This is a genomic window from Nemorincola caseinilytica (genome assembly GCF_039540515.1).
GTDB classification, from domain to species: Bacteria; Bacteroidota; Bacteroidia; order Chitinophagales; family Chitinophagaceae; genus Nemorincola; species Nemorincola caseinilytica.
The window spans coordinates 169,376-186,312 of sequence record NZ_BAABFA010000011.1 but is presented as its reverse complement, the minus strand read 5'-3'; the positions used below and the strand labels follow the sequence as shown (position 1 = coordinate 186,312).

Sequence of the window (16,937 nt, the reverse complement as noted above, 5' to 3'; positions counted from 1 at the left end):
TATGAACACCACACCATTCGTAATAGAAAGAACACTGAACAGCCCCATAGATACCGTATGGGAAGCAATAACTGATGCCGAAAAAATGAAGCATTGGTACTTCGATCTGCCGGGCTTCAGGGCAGAAGTGGGGTACGAATTCAGCTTCACGGGCGGTACGGAAGAACACCAATACCTGCACCTATGCCGCATAACAGAAGTAGTACCCGGGCATAAGATAGCCTACACCTGGCGCTACGATGGTTATCCCGGTGAGTCGCTCGTTACCTTCGAGCTATCTGAGGAGGGTAATGGCACGCGAATAAAACTTACCCACTCAGGGTTGGAGACATTCGGCACCACCAACCCCGATCTTGCCCGCCACAACTTCGAGGCCGGCTGGACGGACATCATCGGCAGGTCGCTACCCACTTACCTGGGGCAGCAGTAATGAACTTTTTTCACTACACATACAGGAACGGGCCGCCCAAATGGGTGGCCCGTCCTGTATCTATGAAGCAAGGTATATTTCCGTAGTATGTTCTATTCGGCTACCAGCAGCTTGCCGGTATAGTTATACAGTGCCGATGTCACACGGATCACATACATCCCCGCAGGCACCTTTGTCAGATCTGCACGCAGCTCACCATTCTCATTCGTGGTGGCCAGGGAAGAAAATACTACCCTGCCTGTCACATCTGCAAGCACCAGGCTCACTTCCATTGCGCTGGCCACACCTGTCTTTATGTTCAGGTGATCTCTCGCAGGATTAGGGTATACACCTGTCGTATTGTCTGGCAGAGTGGTATTGATGCCCGATGGCGACATGTAAGGGAGTATAATGCCCGATGTTGTGTATTGCTTGAAGGATACTGCAGTAGCAGATGGTGTTGCCGCGCTCAGCGTTATGATGGCCGACGGCGTAGTATAGTACGACTGCTCTGCCGGATAAATAACATACGACCCATATGCTAGGCTGCCGAACGAGTATGCACCCAATGCATTGGTATAGGTATAGGTCAGCACATCGCCTGCCGCATTCTTCAGGAACACTATCATACCCTCTACAGGTATCTCGCTAGCAGTGCCCCTGCCTGCACCCGAATACACATAACCGCTTATGAAGCCCGGGCCCGATGGTACAGTACCATATATCATGGTTATGTCCTGCACATTGGTACCTGTACCATGCGCTACAGTTGCTGCTGCATACCAGTTGGGCGTAGATGCGCCATAGGTAGGTATATAGTCGCTGGTACCCGGTACAGCGCTGTTCAGTTTTGCTTTCACCAGGTAGTTCCCGGCGGGCTTGCCATCGAACTGGTAATAGGGAAAGCCGCCATCCAGGCAACTGTTCATAGAATCTGTAGCAGTTATAGAGCTATCCGTTGGGTTGTACTGTATCAGCCATACCTTCATGGCCGGTGATGCCGGCGCCATACCGCTGAAACTGATGTGACCATATATTCGGTTGCCGCTTATGGAGATACTTGCCGAGTCTGTACAGCCTGCTGCGCTATAGCCCGTCACATAATAGGTCATAGGCCCGGTGGGCGATGTAGTGGGCGATGTGCAGGACGAACACGAAAGGCCGAAACCGGGCGTCCACACATAGGTAGATGCACCGCTACCGCTTAGTGTATACCCATTGCCACAGGCGGCCGGTGTCACCGATGCCGATACCGTAGGAAGGCTATTCACTGTAACAGTGGCTACAGCAAAGCAGCCCGATGCCAGTGTATAGGTAATGCTGGCCGTACCTACGCTCACAGGCGTCATCACCCCGGTAGCAGCAGCTATGCTCACAGCAGAAGAGGACGATGACCATGTACCACCGGCCGGTGTGGCCGATGCCGTATATGGGCTGCCCAGGCACAGGTTGCCCGATCCCACCGAAACAGTAGCGGTAGGCATTACGGTCACTACAGACGTAGTATTACATCCGCTTACACTATAGGTCACTGTAGCGGTACCTGCGCTCACACCGGTTACTCCACCCATAGATGGCGTAGCCACCGAAAGAGGACTTACTGTCCACGCACCACCCGTCGGCGACCCTGTTATTGTAGCCGTAGCGCCTACGCATATCATGCCCCCACTGCCTACTGTCATAGTGGGCGATGCCGTTACCGTCACCACGGCCGTAGCCGTACAGCCGCTCGCTACAGTATAGGTAATGGTAGCCGTACCGGGCATCAGCCCGGTAACGATACCCGTAAAAGCGCCTACAGTAGCCACCGCAGGTGTAGCGCTACTCCATGTACCGCCTGTTACGGTATTGGTAAGCGTAGTGGTAGAGCCGTCGCATAGGCTTAGCGTACCACCTATGGCCGTTGGTACGGCCACTATCGTATCGGTCAGCGTAGCGCTACAGCCCGATGACACCGAATATGTCACCGTGGCTATACCCGGCGAAATACCCAGTACGCTGCCGCCAGACACACTTGCTACGCTCGTCGGAGATATGGACCATGTACCGCCGGGCCCGGCGCCCACATGCGTTATGGTACCGCCCACACATGTTTTGCGGGTGCCTGTAGTGGTAATGGTAGCGCCGGCCAGCACAGTTATGGGCATTGTGGTAAATGCTCCCCCTGCTATAGTATAGGTCAGCGTGGTAGTACCTGCGCTATAGCCCTCTACACCGCCCGTGGCAGGGTTCACGGTGGCCACCGGCGAAGGAGTGATGCTCCATGTACCACCTCCTGGCGATCCGGCATAAGTAATGATACTTCCCCCACATATCGTTCCGGGGCCGGTTATGGTCTGCGATCTCGCTGCAAGCGATAGCAGTAGTACAATGAATAAAAGAAGTCCAGGCTTGTTCATAAAATGTGATCTTTAGGTTGTTTGGAAAATAGATCATAATAAATGACCCCCACCACTTCATGGGTGAGAAAAGCAACAGACACACCCTGACAGGGTAGGCTCCAGATCTGGAAGAGTGTAAAGAATAGCGTGTGTTATATGCTCTTGGTAAATAAGGCGCGGCACATTTATATAAAGTTAGTGGCGGGCGAATATTTTTTTGAATATCCCCCACCGGGCAGGGCGTATAAATAAGAACAGGCAGGTACTTTGATGTACCTGCCTGTTCCATACTATAGGGTGCAGTTGTTACAGCCCCAGTTCTTTCTTCTGTATATCGTCTATAGAAGATGGTGCGTCCAGCATCACATCCCTGCCTGCATTATTCTTGGGGAAAGCTATGAAGTCGCGTATCGTCTCCTGCCCGCCCAGCAGGGCGCACATACGGTCGAAACCGAAGGCTATGCCGCCATGTGGCGGTGCGCCATATTCGAACGCACCCAGCAGGAAGCCGAATTTCTCCTGCGCCTCCTCTTTGCTCATACCCAGCGCTGCGAACATCTTCTCCTGCAGCTCGCGGTGGAATATGCGTATCGATCCACCGCCTATCTCGGTACCGTTCAGCACCATATCATAGGCATTGGCCTTTATATCGTCATACTTGCTCATATCGCCCATCCACTCTATATGCTCCGGCTTCGGCGATGTGAAGGGGTGATGGCGGGCCACCCAGCGTCCTGCATCCTCATCATGCTCGAAGAGGGGGAAATCTATCACCCACAGCGGGCGGTACACATCAGGGTCGCGCAGGCCCAGCCGATTGCCCATCTCCAGGCGCAGCTCGCTCATGGCCTTGCGGGTACGCGCCTCGTTACCTGCCAGCATCAGTACCAGGTCACCCGGCTGTGCATTGCAGAAGGCAGCTATCGCTTTCAGTCTTTCTTCGCTGAAGAATTTATCTACACTGCTCTTGTAGGTACCATCGGCATTACATTTTATGTACACCACGCCTGTCATACCTATCTGCGGGCGTTTCACCCATTCGGTCAGCTCGTCCAGTTGCTTGCGTGTATACTCGCTGCAGCCGGGTACGCTTATGGCCAGTATGGTCTCTGCATTATTGAACACGGGGAACTCACCGTTCCACAGTGCAGCAGTATCGGTCGCATCACTGCGTTTGGCAGCTACAGGTGTCTTCAGGTTGCCTATCTTCATCCCGAAGCGAATGTCCGGCTTGTCGTTGCCGTAGTTCCACATCGCATCATCCCACGTCATACGCGGAAATGCCTCGGGAAATTCCAGCCCTTTAACATCCTTAAAGACATGCTTGAAAAGCCCCTCGAAGATGTTCAGTATATCCTCCTGCTCTACAAAGCTCATTTCACAGTCCACCTGTGTGAACTCTGGCTGGCGGTCGGCGCGCAGGTCCTCATCCCTGAAGCACTTCACTACCTGGTAGTACCGGTCATAGCCGCTCACCATCAGCAGTTGCTTGAAGGTCTGCGGGCTTTGCGGCAGGGCGTAGAATTGCCCCTCGTTCATGCGGCTCGGTACTACGAAGTCGCGCGCGCCCTCTGGCGTGCTGCGTATAAGGAAGGGGGTCTCTATATCCCAGAAGCCCTGCGTATCCAGGTAATTGCGTACAGAGCGGTTCACCCTGTAGCGCAGCTCCAGGTTGCGGCGCAGCGTAGGGCGGCGCAGGTCCAGGTAGCGGTACTTCATGCGCAGCTCGTCGCCGCCATCGGTATCTTCTTCTATCGTGAAGGGTGGTGTCACCGCACTGTTCAGCACAGAGAAGCCGGTCACCTCTATCTCTATATCCCCGGTAGGTATCTTACTGTTCTTATTGGTACGCTCTATTACCTTGCCCTTGGCCTGCAGTACGAATTCGCGGCCCAGAGGGCTATTATCCAGTTGTGTGTTCAGTTGCTCGTTGAAGTATAGCTGGGTCACCCCGTAACGGTCGCGCAGGTCCACGAAGGTTATACTGCCGAATTTCCGCACGGCCTGCACCCAGCCTGCCATTGCCACCTCTGTGCCCACATGCTGCATACGCAGCTCACCACATGTGTGTGTACGATACATAAAATGTACTTTTTATAAAAGGAGTGCGAAGATAGTTATTAATAAGTATAGCTACATGAAGGGCCTCTGATACGATCGTTTCTACGGGACAATAATTTTCAGGTCTTTGTATTTTTTTGTGCAAATAACATCCGCGCGACCGCGCGGACATTGGCTCTCCCTCTCCAACCGGAGAGGGCCGGGGTGAGGCTTGACGGCGATGCCCCTACCGGCAGCATACGAAATTTGCCTTTGCAGTCAGATCGGAAAGTACTTGTTAAAAAAATTAAAGATCTCTTTTTTTGATGGTGTATTTATGAACCTCCCGACTAAATTTGTGTCCCGATCATGTTCCAGTTCCAGCATATAGAATATCTATACGTTCTCGCACTGCTGCCCGTGCTCATAGGCCTGTTCGCCGGTATAGTATACTGGCGAAAAAAACGCCTGCAGCGCATTGGCGACGAGCAGGTAGTAGGCGGGCAGATACTCGGCTACATCCCCGGCCGCAATACATTGCGGTTCATACTGCTGTGCATAGCCTTCTCGGCCATGGTCATTGGCTGGGCCAACCTGCGCATGGGCGACAAGACCGAGCGTACCGAGCGCAAAGGTGTAGATGTGGTCATAGCGCTGGACGTGAGCAAGAGCATGCTGGCAAAGGACATTCAGCCCGACCGCCTCACACGCGCCAAACAACTGATAATGAGCCTCACGGACAAAATGAGCAACGACCGTGTGGCGCTGGTGGTATTCGCAGGCAGGTCGTACATGCAAGTACCGCTCACCATAGACTATAGCGCGCTGAAGATGATACTGCAGAGCGTATCGCCCGATATGGTGCCCTACCAGGGTACCGTCATATCAGAGGCCATACAGATGGGTACCGATGCCTTTACCCGCAACGAGCGCAAGTACAAGTCGATGATAGTGATATCTGACGGCGAGGACCACGATACCCAGGCCGAAGAGGCTGCCAAACAGGCCGCTGCCGAGGGTGTGGTCATACACACGGTGGGCATAGGCTCTCCACAGGGTACTACCCTCTTCGATCCCGCCACCAACTCTGCCAAGCTCGATGAGAACGGCAACCCCGTCATCAGCAAGCTCAATGAAGATGCGCTGCGCTCCATATCGCGCGCGGGCCATGGCACCTACTCCCTGCTGGATAATACCGATGCCGTGGCCGCAAAACTGAACAATGCGCTGGAAGGCATGGAGCAAAAGAACCTTGGTAGCATTATGTTCACCGATTTCACCAGTTATTTTCAATACTTCCTGGGCGTGGGCCTGCTGCTGCTGCTGGTAGAGTGGCTGCTACCCGGTGCCAGGAATATCTCAAAAAAGAGGACGAATGAACAGGCCATATAACCATCCCGGCATACCGGCCTATATGAGGGTCCGGCAGGCGTTCGGCCTGCTGGTGTGTATCGTTGTGCTGCTGGCAGGCATACCGGCACAGGCGCAGGTATCGCGCTACATGCTCGATGGTAACGACCTCTACAACCAGAAGAAGTACAAAGAGGCCGCCGAAAGATATAACAAGGCCCTGGCCAAGAACCCCAATTATACACCGGGCATGTTCAACCTCGGCAATACCCTGTACCAGCAGCAGAAGTTCGATTCATCGCGCAAGGTGATGGATGCCGCGCGCAAGATATCGCAGAACAAACAGGGCCGCGCCGCTGCCGACTACAACATAGGTAACACCTATATGGCCGAAAAGAAATGGGACGATGCCATCACTGCCTTCAAGCAGACCCTGCGCAACAACCCGCAGGATGCCGATGCCAAGTACAACCTCTCCTATGCACTGAAAATGAAAGCACAGGGTGAGGGAGGCGGAAAGAACGACAAGGATAAGAAGGACGATAAAAAGGACGACAAGAATAAGGACAAGGACAAAAAAGACGATAAAAAGGACAAAAAAGACGACCAGCAGAACCAGCCCAACGAGAACAAGCAGGACAAGGACAAACAGGACCAGCCACAGCCACAACCCGGCAAAGTATCGAAACAGGCCGCCGAGCAACTGCTGAACGCCCTGCAGAACGAAGAAAAGAAACTGCAGGAAAAAATGAATAAAGAAAAGGGCGCTCCTGTAAAGCCGGATAAGGATTGGTAACTTTATCCTGCCATGATAGCCCTGAAACATATAAAGACACCCGTAGGCCAGATGCGCATCGGCGCTACCGATGATGGTATCTGCCTCTTCGACTTCCAGTACCGCCGCAGCATAGACAGTATCATGCGGCGCATACAGACCCACACCGGCAAGGATTTCGCAGAAGGCGACCATCCCTACTTTGCACTGCTGGAAGCCCAGATGGAAGAGTACTGGCAGGGTACGCGTAAAGACTTCGATCTGCCGCTGCACCTTGCCGGCACCGATTTTCAGAAAAGTGTCTGGAACGGTCTGCTGCAGATCCCCTATGGCGAGACCCGCTCTTACAAGCAGCAATCCATATTCCTGGGCAATGAGAAAGCCATACGCGCTGTGGCCGGTGCCAATGGCGAGAACGGCATAGCCATCATCATACCCTGCCACCGCGTCATTGGCGAGGATGGCAGCCTTACCGGCTATGGCGGCGGGCTACCCATCAAAAAATGGCTGCTGGAACATGAGCGCAGGCACTCCGGCAAGGCCGCCCAGGGCGAACTGTTCGGCTAGCTCACAAAACCAAATTCGTCATGTTACCCTATGGCTCAAAGCGAAATAATAAGGCTGGTACAAGCATATATCCGTTTACTCAATGAGGCTGGGTTAAAGATCCAGAAGGCATTTTTGTATGGTAGTTTTGCACGCGGCCAGGCGAACAAAGGGAGTGATATAGATGTAATGTTGGTCTCAGATACTTTCAACGATAATAACGTGAATGAGAAAGCTAAAACCTGGCTTTTGGCAAGAAAAGTAGATATTCGGATAGAACCTTTTGCCATAGGAGCACAGCAATTTTTCTCCAATAACGACTCGCCCCTGCTCGATTCAGTGAAAAAAGAAGGGGTCGAGATCATTCTCTGATGGTCGCCTGTTATTGCTATGGTAAGGCCGCACTGTTCTGACCAATATCAGTATACAGCTAGGCAGAATAGTGTATATTTGTAGTTTAAAATTCAGATATACATGACGGTACACTCTTTCCAGGAGCATTTCGACAGCAAGATAGACCGTGAAGTGAGCATAGAGCCAAGGGACTGGATGCCCGACGACTACCGCAAAACACTCATACGCCAGATATCGCAGCACGCCCATAGCGAGATAATAGGTATGCTACCCGAGGGTAACTGGATAACCCGCGCCCCATCGCTGCGCCGCAAGGCCGTATTGCTGGCAAAGGTGCAGGACGAGGCCGGCCATGGGCTTTATCTCTATAGCGCGGCCGAGACCCTCGGTATCACCCGCGATCAGATGTACGATCAACTGCACAGCGGCAAGGCCAAATATTCATCTATATTCAATTACCCTACCCTCTCCTGGGCCGATATGGGCGCCATAGGCTGGCTGGTAGATGGCGCCGCCATCATGAACCAGGTACCCCTATGCCGCACATCTTACGGTCCATATGCGCGCGCCATGGTGCGCGTATGCAAGGAAGAGAGCTTCCACCAGAGGCAGGGGTTCGAGATAATGCTCTCGTTGTCAAGGGGTACCGAGGCGCAGCGCAAAATGGCGCAGGAAGCCTTCGACCGCTGGTGGTGGCCTTCGCTTATGATGTTCGGTCCACCCGATGCCGAAAGCCCCAATACAGAGCAGAGCGTGCGCTGGCGCATCAAGCGCTTCACTAACGATGAACTGAGGCAAAAATTCGTAGACGTGACCACAGAGCAGGCCAAAGTGCTGGGCCTGGAAATGCCCGATAAGGACATCAAGTGGAACGAAGAGCGCGGCCATTACGACTTTGGCAAAATAGACTGGAACGAATTCTGGAACGTGGTAAAAGGCAACGGCCCCTGCAACAAGCAAAGGATAGATGCCCGCCGCAATGCATGGGAGAATGGCCAGTGGGTACGCGACGCGGCACTGGCACATGCTGCCAAACGCAAGGCCAGGACCGGCGAAACAAAGGCAGCATAGCATTCGCTTCTAACAACAACAGAACAAGAACTGAAATGACCAACGATAAGCTGAATAGCAACAGGAACGAATGGCCGCTGTGGGAAGTATTCATACGCAGCAAGGCTGGCCTCGATCATAAACATGCGGGCAGCCTGCACGCAGCAGATGCGCAAATGGCCATAGAGAATGCCCGCGATGTATATACCCGCCGCATGGAAGGTGTAAGCATATGGGTGGTAGAAAGCAGGTACATCCATGCTTCCGACCCCGCCGAGGCCGAGTCTATGTACGATCCCGCCAATGACAAGGTATACAGGCACCCCACCTTCTACGACCTGCCCGACGAAGTAAAGTATATGTAGCGAATAAGTATTAAGGTATTAGTTATTAGGAATTAGGCGCAGTTCTCGATGATGTATTGTATTTGGCAAAATGGAACATCAAAATTCTTATAAAGGATTCAAAGAGTTGGTCTGCTGGCAAAAAGGCAGGGAGTTACGAATGACCATATCTGAACTTGTAAGAACCTTTCCGGATGCTGAAAAATATGCACTAACGTCCCAAATAACAAGATCTGCAAGATCTGTAACTGCGAATATCGCTGAAGGATATGGAAGGTATACTTATACAGACACCCGGCGTTTCTTTATACAGTCAAGAGGTTCCGCAGTAGAAACGCTGGAACATCTATCAGTAGCACATGATGAAGGTTATATAACGGAAAACACCTTGGAGCAGATAGAACAGCAATGCGAAACGGTCATAAAAACGATAAATGGGTATATAGCATATCTCGACAAGGTCACTAAAGAGCGAAACATACAAAGACAACCTAATCCCTAATTCCCAATTCCCAATAACAGAATAATGAACCTCATTTATACACTCAGATTAGCCGACGACGCCCTGATACTGGGACACCGCATCAGCGAGTGGTGCGGCCATGGCCCCATCCTGGAGCAGGACATTGCGCTCACCAATACATCGCTCGATCATATAGGTCGCGCACGCAGCCTTTATCAGTACGCAGCAGCGCAGTTCAATGCGCTGCCTGCCGAAGCGAAGGCAGGTACATTCGCGTCTGTAATGCTGAACGACTTTGTGAGCAAAGGCGCCGCCATAGACGAGGACGACCTTGCCTACCTGCGCGATGGCAACGAATTTTACAACCTGCTGCTGCTGGAGCAGCCCAATAATGACTGGGCCTATACCGTAGCACGTTCTTTCTATTACGATGCCTTCAATGTGCTGTTCTGGACCGAGCTGGAACGTAGCGCCGATACTACACTGGCAGCCATAGCGGGCAAGTCGCTCAAAGAGGCCACCTACCACCTGCGTTGGAGCAGCGAATGGGTGATACGCCTGGGCGATGGTACCGAAGAAAGCCACAGCAGAATGCAACAGGCCGTGAACGACCTGTGGATGTACACCGGCGAACTGTTCATGCCGAACGATGCCGAAGTGGCCGCAGCCAATGCCGGCGGTGTGGACATCACAAAGCTGGAAGCGAAATGGACGGAAAAAGTGGCAGAGATATTTGCCGAAGCTACCCTAGCCATGCCCGCCGCCACCTGGATGCAGAAGGGAGGTAAAAAAGGTATACACTCAGAGCACCTGGGCTATATACTGGCAGAGATGCAATACTTGCAGCGCGCATATCCCGGCATGGAGTGGTAATATACCCCATTAGCTATGAGCAGGTCTAAGATATCCCTTATCGTATCGGCTGTGATGTTGCTCTATATCACATTCAACCTCAGCAACTGGCGGCAAAGGAATATGCTCTACTGGGACTGTGGCAACTACTATATGTACCTGCCTGCGGTTTTCATTTACCACGACCTGGCCGATCTTAAGTTCTACCCCAAGATAGTAGAGACCTATTACCTCAATAATGGGCAGAAGGATTTCAATCTCTATCCCCAGCCTACCGGCCATACGGTCAATAAATATGCCGTGGGCACCAGCTTTTTCGAACTACCTTTTTTCCTGCTGGCACATGGCTACTGCCTGCTTGCGAATGACAAGGAAATGCCCCCCGACGGCTACAGTACACCCTATATGGTGATGGTGGTATTCTCCATCCTCTTCTGGGTGATGGCCGGGCTGTATGTGCTGCGCAAATTCCTGCTCAGGTATTTCAGCGATACCGCTACTGCCCTCACACTATTGCTCCTCATGTTCGCTACCAACCTGTATTTCTATACAGTGTTCAATATAGGCATGTCGCACCCCTTCTCTTTCACCTTGTTCTGCTTCCTGCTATACCATACCGAAAGGCTCTATGCCACCGGCCACACCCGCTACATCATATACACAGCGGCCATACTGGGCATGGTACTCATAACACGCCCCACCAACATTGTAGTGGCCCTCATACCCATCTTTTGGCCCTATGGGCAGACCCGCACTATCCCGCAACGCCTCCAATTCCTAGCGCAGAAAAAATGGGCATTACTCACCGGTGCCATACTTTTCCTGCTCATAGCCATGATACAGTTCGGCTATTTCAGGTACACTGCCGGCAAATGGTTCCATTTCTCCTACGAAAAAGAGCATTTCGAATTCCTGCAGCCGCACATCATAAAAGGTTTGTTCAGCTACCAGAAGGGCTGGTATGTCTATACACCCATAGCCTTCATAGCCACCCTGGGGCTGTTGCCGCTTGCCCGGCAGCACAGGCAGCTCTCGCTGCTGGTACTCTCCTTCCTTGCGTTTACGGTCTACATCGTATTCAGTTGGTGTGTATGGTCCTATGGCGGCAGCTTCGGCTCGCGCGCCATGATAGAGAGCCTCGCCATTATGGCTATCCCCCTCGCTGCATTCATCCAATGGATCTTCACACGCCCGGTGCCACTGCGCATCATTACGCTGGTGATCTTTGCGTGCTGTATCACGCTCAATGCGTTCCAGTCATACCAGTTGGTGAACAATTATACTGTTTGGGACCACACCAATAAAGCCTTCTATTGGTATTCTTTCGGCAGGTTAGATGTAACTGAGGAAGATAAACAGCGCCTTTTGGACGAGCGCTAGATCTGTCATTAGTATTTCCGGTCTATCACATAGTCTACCAGCTCTCTCATGGCCTGTAGTGCCGGCGTATCGGGGAAGGTATCCAGCAGTTGCAGCGCATCCTGCTTGTATTGTAGCATCTTGCCGTGGGCATATTCTATGCCGCCGGACCGCTGCACATACTCTATCACCTCGTTCACCTTATTGCGGTCGGTGCTGTTGTTCTTTACAGTGTATATTATGCGGCGTTTATCGGCCTTTTCGGCATGCTGCAGGGCATATATCAGCGGCAGGGTCATCTTCTTCTCCTTTATGTCTATGCCTGTGGGTTTGCCTATGTTATCCTGCCCATAATCGAAGAGGTCATCCTTTATCTGGAAGGCTATGCCCACCTTCTCGCCGAACAGCCTGAACTGCTCTGCCACTCCCTCATCGCCCGTTGCAGAGTACGCCCCCGACGAGCATGCCGATGCCAGCAACGATGCCGTCTTTGCGCGTATGATGTCGAAGTACAGGCCTTCGTCTATATCCAGCCTGCGTGCCTTTTCCATCTGCAGCAGCTCGCCCTCGCTCATCTCCTTTACTGCGCGCGATGTTATCTCCAGTATCTTATGCTCGCCATGCTCCATAGACAGCAGCAACCCCTTCGACAGCAGGTAGTCGCCCACCAGCACGGCTATCTTGTTCTTCCACAATGCATTTACCGAAAAGAAGTTGCGGCGCTTTATAGAGTTGTCCACCACATCGTCGTGTACCAGAGATGCAGTATGCAGCAGTTCTATCAGGGAAGCCGCGCGGTAGGTCGATCCTCTCACCTCGCCCGCTATCCGTGCCGACAGGAACACGAACATGGGCCGCATCTGCTTGCCCTTGCGCTTGATTATGAACCGCATGATGCGGTCCAGCAGGGGATTGGTGCTTTTTACGCTGTCGGCGAATTTTTTCTCGAACAGCGCCAGCTCGTTCCCTATTACTTTTTGTACCTGTTGCATGATGGCTAGGCGAAAGCGGGTGTGAAGATCGACATAACCGTTCTAATTGCCACATATTTTTTATGATGCCATCATTGCCATAGCAATAAAACGCTAAAATGCGGGTTAATACCCTGTGTAGCCTTGTTTTTTGACATGTTGGGCTATACCTTTGCTTTAGTTGATTTGTGAAGATCTGCCATATAAATTTGTGAATATGTTCCACAGAAAATTCCTATTGCTCACAGGTCTTGCAGTGTGTATGGCAGTAGCTTCTCTTCACGCACAAAGCAAGAAGCAGAAGAACAGTAAAGAGAAGAAAGATACCAAGACCGAAGCCCCTGCAAAACCCGCGGCGCCCAGCCCTACAGGCCTGCAATGGGCCAACAGGGATATGACCTATCATGGCAAAGGTTACGACATCCGCGACTCTGCCTATTACCCTAAGTTCCGCAGCAAGCAGTTCCACAGGTACATCGAACATCTCGAGGCATTTCCGCCCAAGCCCCGCAATATGTGGGAAGTAGGCGCAGGTGTAGGCCTCTACAATGTCATAGGCGATATACCCTCCCTCATGCTCTGGAACAAGGGTGGCGGTGGCATCAGCCTCAATGTGCGCAAATCGCTGGGCTATATCTTCTCCATGAGGCTGCAGTACATCTACGGTGTTGCCCGCAACATGGACCGCCAGCTTACCGGCAGCTACGATGCCCCCTATACCGACCCCAATGGTTTTGGCTACACTCCTGTGTACCTGGCCACTACGCAGAACCCTACCGACCATATATACCGCTCTACCCGCATGGAATCGTCTATGCTCAATGTAGACCTTATGTTCAATGCCGGCAATATCAGCTTTCACCGCGCGCGCAATAAGGTCGCTTTCTTTGGCTACCTGGGTATAGGCGCTCTTGCCTACAAGACCCGCGTAAATGCGCTGAACGACAAATACGCTCAGTACGATTTTGCCTCTGTTCTCCCCGGGCCCAATGCTACCAGCCCTACTGCCCCCGAGCCAAAGAAAGACGACCGCAAGAAGATACAGAAGGCCTTCGACAAGTCGTTCGAAACACCTGCTGCCAATACCGGCACCCGCAAGATAATGGACGACAAGTTCCTCGACTTTGCACCCAGTGTAGGTATAGGCGCACAGTACAAGATCAATAAGATGTGGAACGTGCAGGTGGAAGAGCGCTTCGTATTCCCATCCGACCAGTACCTGGATGGTACCCGCTATGGCGCTGCCCTGGGCAACGCTGTAAGTAGCGGCCGCGGCACCGATATGGTCAACTATTTCTCTGTAAGCCTCAACTACAACATAAAGTATAAGCAGTGCGTAGAGCCGCTCTACTGGATGAACCCGCTCGACAATGCATTCAACGAGCTATCCTACCCCCGCCACATGATACTGCCAAACCCGGTACTGCCTGATAAGGATGAGGATGGTGTTACCGACCAGTTCGATAAATGTCCCAAGACCCCTGCCGGCCTGAAGGTAGACGCCAATGGCTGTCCGCTCGATTCCGATCACGATGGCGTGCCCGACTACCTGGATAAGCAACTGATAACACCTACAGAGTGCCAGCCTGTGAATGCCGATGGTATAGGTGAGTGCCCATGCCCCGATGGCTGCAAGGACATGGTGAGCAACGGTGGCGATAAGAGCGACCCAAAGAACCCCTGCGGCAATATAGGCGCATGCACCCTGCTCTTCCCCGAGAACTCTAACAAGATAAACAAGGGTATAGAGATACAGCTCACCACACTGGCCGCGCAGATGCAAGCCAACCCACTCTGCAAAGTGGTCATAACAGGTGGGGGCAGCGGCAGCAAGATAAAAGAACAACGCTCCTGGGAGCATGTAAATGCCATTATAGAATACATGGGCGATAAGCACAGCATATCGCGCGATCGCTTCATCTTCAAGTACGGCGAGAACGAGAATGAGAACATAGTGCAGTGCCGCCCCGCCAGTGTCAATGAGCCCGGCGACTCTAATGTTCCCCCTCCACACCCCAACATCAAGTAACCAATTAAAAGAACCATACAACAAGAGAGCCGCAGTGATACTGCGGCTCTCTTGTTTGCACCTATCTGGCGAAAGTATATTTTATACCGATCGAACATCAAAATTCGTCATTAAAGAAGTGTAGGATAACATCTCCCTCTCCTTTGGAGAGGGCTGGGGGTGAGGCTTAGTAGCAATGCCGATGTCTAATGTTCGATCGGTATTACTTCTATCCGATCGTTCTACCCACCACCCTCTCCAAAGGAGAGGGCCGGGGATAGGTCTTACATCAGTATCTTATTCACAGGCTGTATGGGAGCTGGCAGGTCCTTTTCATCCAGCATATCGCGCAGGTCTATCTCTATGGTACGGCTTATGGCTGTTATAGGCACATCGTTCGGGCTACCTTCAAAGGGGTTCTCGGTACTACTGCCTATCTGCTCCAGCGATGTGAATACCCACGATACCAGTACGCTGAAAGGTATCGTCAGCCATACGGCCTCATGGCTTAGCTTCTCGAATTCCTTCAGCATACCGAAAGGCACCATGAACACGAACATGCGAATAAAATAGCGGTTGATACTTGCAAATTGCCGCGGGTACGGAAAACCCTTTATGCGCTCACACTTGCCCTGTCCGTCGTAGAACTCCCGTAATTGTGCTTCCATCTCCACATAGCAAAGTGTCTCTATCATACCTGCCTCATGCAGCTCCCGCAGCCTGCGCGATTGTGTGGCTATTATCTGAGTGGCCCGGTTCTTCTTACCCATTATGTAGTTCATCTCCTCTACCGGCAGGTAGGGCGCCATCTCGTCTTCCAGCTTGGTCTCCCATTCGGGTACGCTGTAGCGCTGGCGGTACTCTCTATAGTTGGCCTCGGTCTTCATATGCTCCCACTCCCGCGCCTCCCTTAGCTGAAAGCGCAGTGCCGTCAGCCACCCTATATGGCGGTATATCAGCTCCCTGTGTACAGCAGTAGCTGCTGCGGCATCGGCATGGCGTACATGGTCTTTCACCATTATACCCCATGCGCGGCTTGCGTTCACTATACCGCCATATATCTGCCGGGCCTCCCACGCACGCGCATAGGTAGCATTGTTCTTAAAACCTGCTATGAAGGCCGCTGCAGTACCTACCAGGGCTATAGGCACCCATGGCATGGCCAGCCAGTGCCAGTGAAAGTATTGGTAAAGCACCGTAGGCACTATGGCCAGTGCAGTAAGGGCATAGATAACGCGCCGAGTCCACAGCACGAATTCGGGCAAGGTATAGAAACGACCGGAATGCATGCATCAAAAATAGCCATCCATCGTTCAAAACCAAATAGTTGCAGATCCAGGCATAAAAACAAGAACGGCTGCAGGTAGTGCAGCCGTTCGGTATTCTTTGGAGTATCCGAAGGGAACTATGCGTTCTCTTCAGTTGCTTCTGTAGTATCAGCAGCAGGTGTTGTCTCTTCAGTAGTGGTGGTCTCAGCAGCAGTTGCTGCCTTCTTGGTGGCACCACCGCTACGGCGGCTACGGCGTGTTTTCTTAGCGCCTGCAGCTTCTGTTTCTTTACCGTATATGGTATTGAAGTCTACCAGCTCTATCATTGCCATATCAGCGGCATCGCCCATACGGCGTGGCAGCTTTATGATACGGGTATAGCCACCCGGGCGGTCGGCTACTTTATCGCTTATCACACCGAACAGCTCCTTTATCGCTTCTTTGTCCTGCAGGTAGCTGAACACGATACGACGGTTGTGCATGTTGTCGGTCTTGCTGCGGGTGATGATGGGCTCTGCATATACACGCAGGGCTTTAGCCTTGGCAAGAGTAGTAGTGATACGCTTGTGCTGTATCAGCTGGCAAGTGAGGTTAGACAGCAGCGACGCGCGGTGCGAGGCGGTGCGGCTCAGGTTTTTGATCTTGTCTCCGTGACGCATGACATTTGTGTTTTAAATTCCCCCATACCGTGTCAGGATTTATGAGGTACTTGTTGAAAAAAAAAGTTCAAAAAAAGTAAAATTCCAAATCCCAAGGTCGATATCCGT

General features: G+C 52.2%; 16 protein-coding genes. 11 read left to right on the top strand and 5 right to left on the bottom strand.

What is annotated here, in order from left to right:
• Nucleotide 1: 1 nt before the first annotated feature.
• A complete protein-coding gene (locus ABD843_RS10100) occupies nucleotides 2-430 on the top strand; it encodes an SRPBCC family protein (RefSeq protein WP_345082437.1) in 429 nt (142 codons plus the stop codon).
• A 92-nt stretch (nucleotides 431-522) separates the two neighbouring features.
• Here ABD843_RS10100 and ABD843_RS10095 read toward each other — a convergent pair whose 3' ends face one another.
• On the bottom strand, nucleotides 523-2,808 hold the full coding sequence (locus tag ABD843_RS10095; RefSeq protein ID WP_345082434.1) for a T9SS type A sorting domain-containing protein: 2,286 nt from the start codon (nucleotides 2,806-2,808) through the stop codon (nucleotides 523-525).
• Nucleotides 2,809-3,096: 288 nt separating this feature from the next.
• Nucleotides 3,097-4,872, bottom strand: a complete 1,776-nt coding sequence (aspS, locus tag ABD843_RS10090; RefSeq protein ID WP_345082431.1) for an aspartate--tRNA ligase — start codon at nucleotides 4,870-4,872, stop codon at nucleotides 3,097-3,099.
• A gap of 327 nt (nucleotides 4,873-5,199) precedes the next feature.
• Between aspS and ABD843_RS10085 the strand changes: the two genes are divergently transcribed.
• The 9 genes from ABD843_RS10085 (at nucleotide 5,200) to ABD843_RS10045 (ending at nucleotide 11,944) form a co-directional block, all read left to right on the top strand.
• A complete protein-coding gene (locus tag ABD843_RS10085) occupies nucleotides 5,200-6,222 on the top strand; it encodes a VWA domain-containing protein (RefSeq protein ID WP_345082428.1) in 1,023 nt (340 codons plus the stop codon).
• Complete coding sequence (locus ABD843_RS10080) at nucleotides 6,206-6,976, top strand: tetratricopeptide repeat protein (protein WP_345082425.1); 771 nt, start codon at nucleotides 6,206-6,208, stop codon at nucleotides 6,974-6,976. The genes ABD843_RS10085 and ABD843_RS10080 overlap by 17 nt, the downstream gene beginning before the upstream one ends.
• Before the next feature lie 12 nt (nucleotides 6,977-6,988).
• A complete protein-coding gene (locus tag ABD843_RS10075) occupies nucleotides 6,989-7,522 on the top strand; it encodes a methylated-DNA--[protein]-cysteine S-methyltransferase (RefSeq protein WP_345082422.1) in 534 nt (177 codons plus the stop codon).
• Nucleotides 7,523-7,552: 30 nt separating this feature from the next.
• Complete coding sequence (locus ABD843_RS10070; RefSeq protein ID WP_345082419.1) at nucleotides 7,553-7,873, top strand: nucleotidyltransferase domain-containing protein; 321 nt, start codon at nucleotides 7,553-7,555, stop codon at nucleotides 7,871-7,873.
• Nucleotides 7,874-7,975: 102 nt separating this feature from the next.
• Complete coding sequence (gene paaA, locus ABD843_RS10065; RefSeq protein ID WP_345082416.1) at nucleotides 7,976-8,926, top strand: 1,2-phenylacetyl-CoA epoxidase subunit PaaA; 951 nt, start codon at nucleotides 7,976-7,978, stop codon at nucleotides 8,924-8,926.
• A 35-nt stretch (nucleotides 8,927-8,961) separates the two neighbouring features.
• Nucleotides 8,962-9,270 (top strand): 1,2-phenylacetyl-CoA epoxidase subunit PaaB, encoded by a 309-nt coding sequence (paaB, locus tag ABD843_RS10060; RefSeq protein WP_345082413.1) that lies wholly within the window; start codon nucleotides 8,962-8,964, stop codon nucleotides 9,268-9,270.
• Between the two features lie 70 nt (nucleotides 9,271-9,340).
• Nucleotides 9,341-9,751: a four helix bundle protein gene (locus ABD843_RS10055; RefSeq protein ID WP_345082410.1), complete on the top strand. Its 411-nt coding sequence runs from the start codon at nucleotides 9,341-9,343 to the stop codon at nucleotides 9,749-9,751.
• A gap of 24 nt (nucleotides 9,752-9,775) precedes the next feature.
• On the top strand, nucleotides 9,776-10,585 hold the full coding sequence (gene paaC, locus ABD843_RS10050) for a 1,2-phenylacetyl-CoA epoxidase subunit PaaC (RefSeq protein ID WP_345082407.1): 810 nt from the start codon (nucleotides 9,776-9,778) through the stop codon (nucleotides 10,583-10,585).
• 15 nt (nucleotides 10,586-10,600) lie between these two features.
• Nucleotides 10,601-11,944 carry a hypothetical protein gene (locus ABD843_RS10045; RefSeq protein ID WP_345082404.1) on the top strand — a complete coding sequence of 448 codons (1,344 nt, stop codon included), beginning with the start codon at nucleotides 10,601-10,603 and terminating at the stop codon, nucleotides 11,942-11,944.
• A gap of 8 nt (nucleotides 11,945-11,952) precedes the next feature.
• Here ABD843_RS10045 and ABD843_RS10040 read toward each other — a convergent pair whose 3' ends face one another.
• Nucleotides 11,953-12,915, bottom strand: a complete 963-nt coding sequence (locus tag ABD843_RS10040) for a polyprenyl synthetase family protein (RefSeq protein WP_345082401.1) — start codon at nucleotides 12,913-12,915, stop codon at nucleotides 11,953-11,955.
• 196 nt (nucleotides 12,916-13,111) lie between these two features.
• Here ABD843_RS10040 and ABD843_RS10035 point away from each other — a divergent pair, with 196 nt between their 5' ends.
• Nucleotides 13,112-14,923, top strand: coding sequence for a hypothetical protein (locus ABD843_RS10035; protein WP_345082398.1), 1,812 nt, complete (start codon nucleotides 13,112-13,114; stop codon nucleotides 14,921-14,923).
• 263 nt (nucleotides 14,924-15,186) lie between these two features.
• Here ABD843_RS10035 and ABD843_RS10030 read toward each other — a convergent pair whose 3' ends face one another.
• Together ABD843_RS10030 and rplQ are read right to left on the bottom strand one after the other, a co-directional pair.
• Nucleotides 15,187-16,191 (bottom strand): bestrophin family protein, encoded by a 1,005-nt coding sequence (locus tag ABD843_RS10030; RefSeq protein WP_345082396.1) that lies wholly within the window; start codon nucleotides 16,189-16,191, stop codon nucleotides 15,187-15,189.
• Between the two features lie 116 nt (nucleotides 16,192-16,307).
• Nucleotides 16,308-16,829, bottom strand: a complete 522-nt coding sequence (gene rplQ, locus ABD843_RS10025) for a 50S ribosomal protein L17 (RefSeq protein ID WP_345082392.1) — start codon at nucleotides 16,827-16,829, stop codon at nucleotides 16,308-16,310.
• Nucleotides 16,830-16,937: the final 108 nt, after the last annotated feature.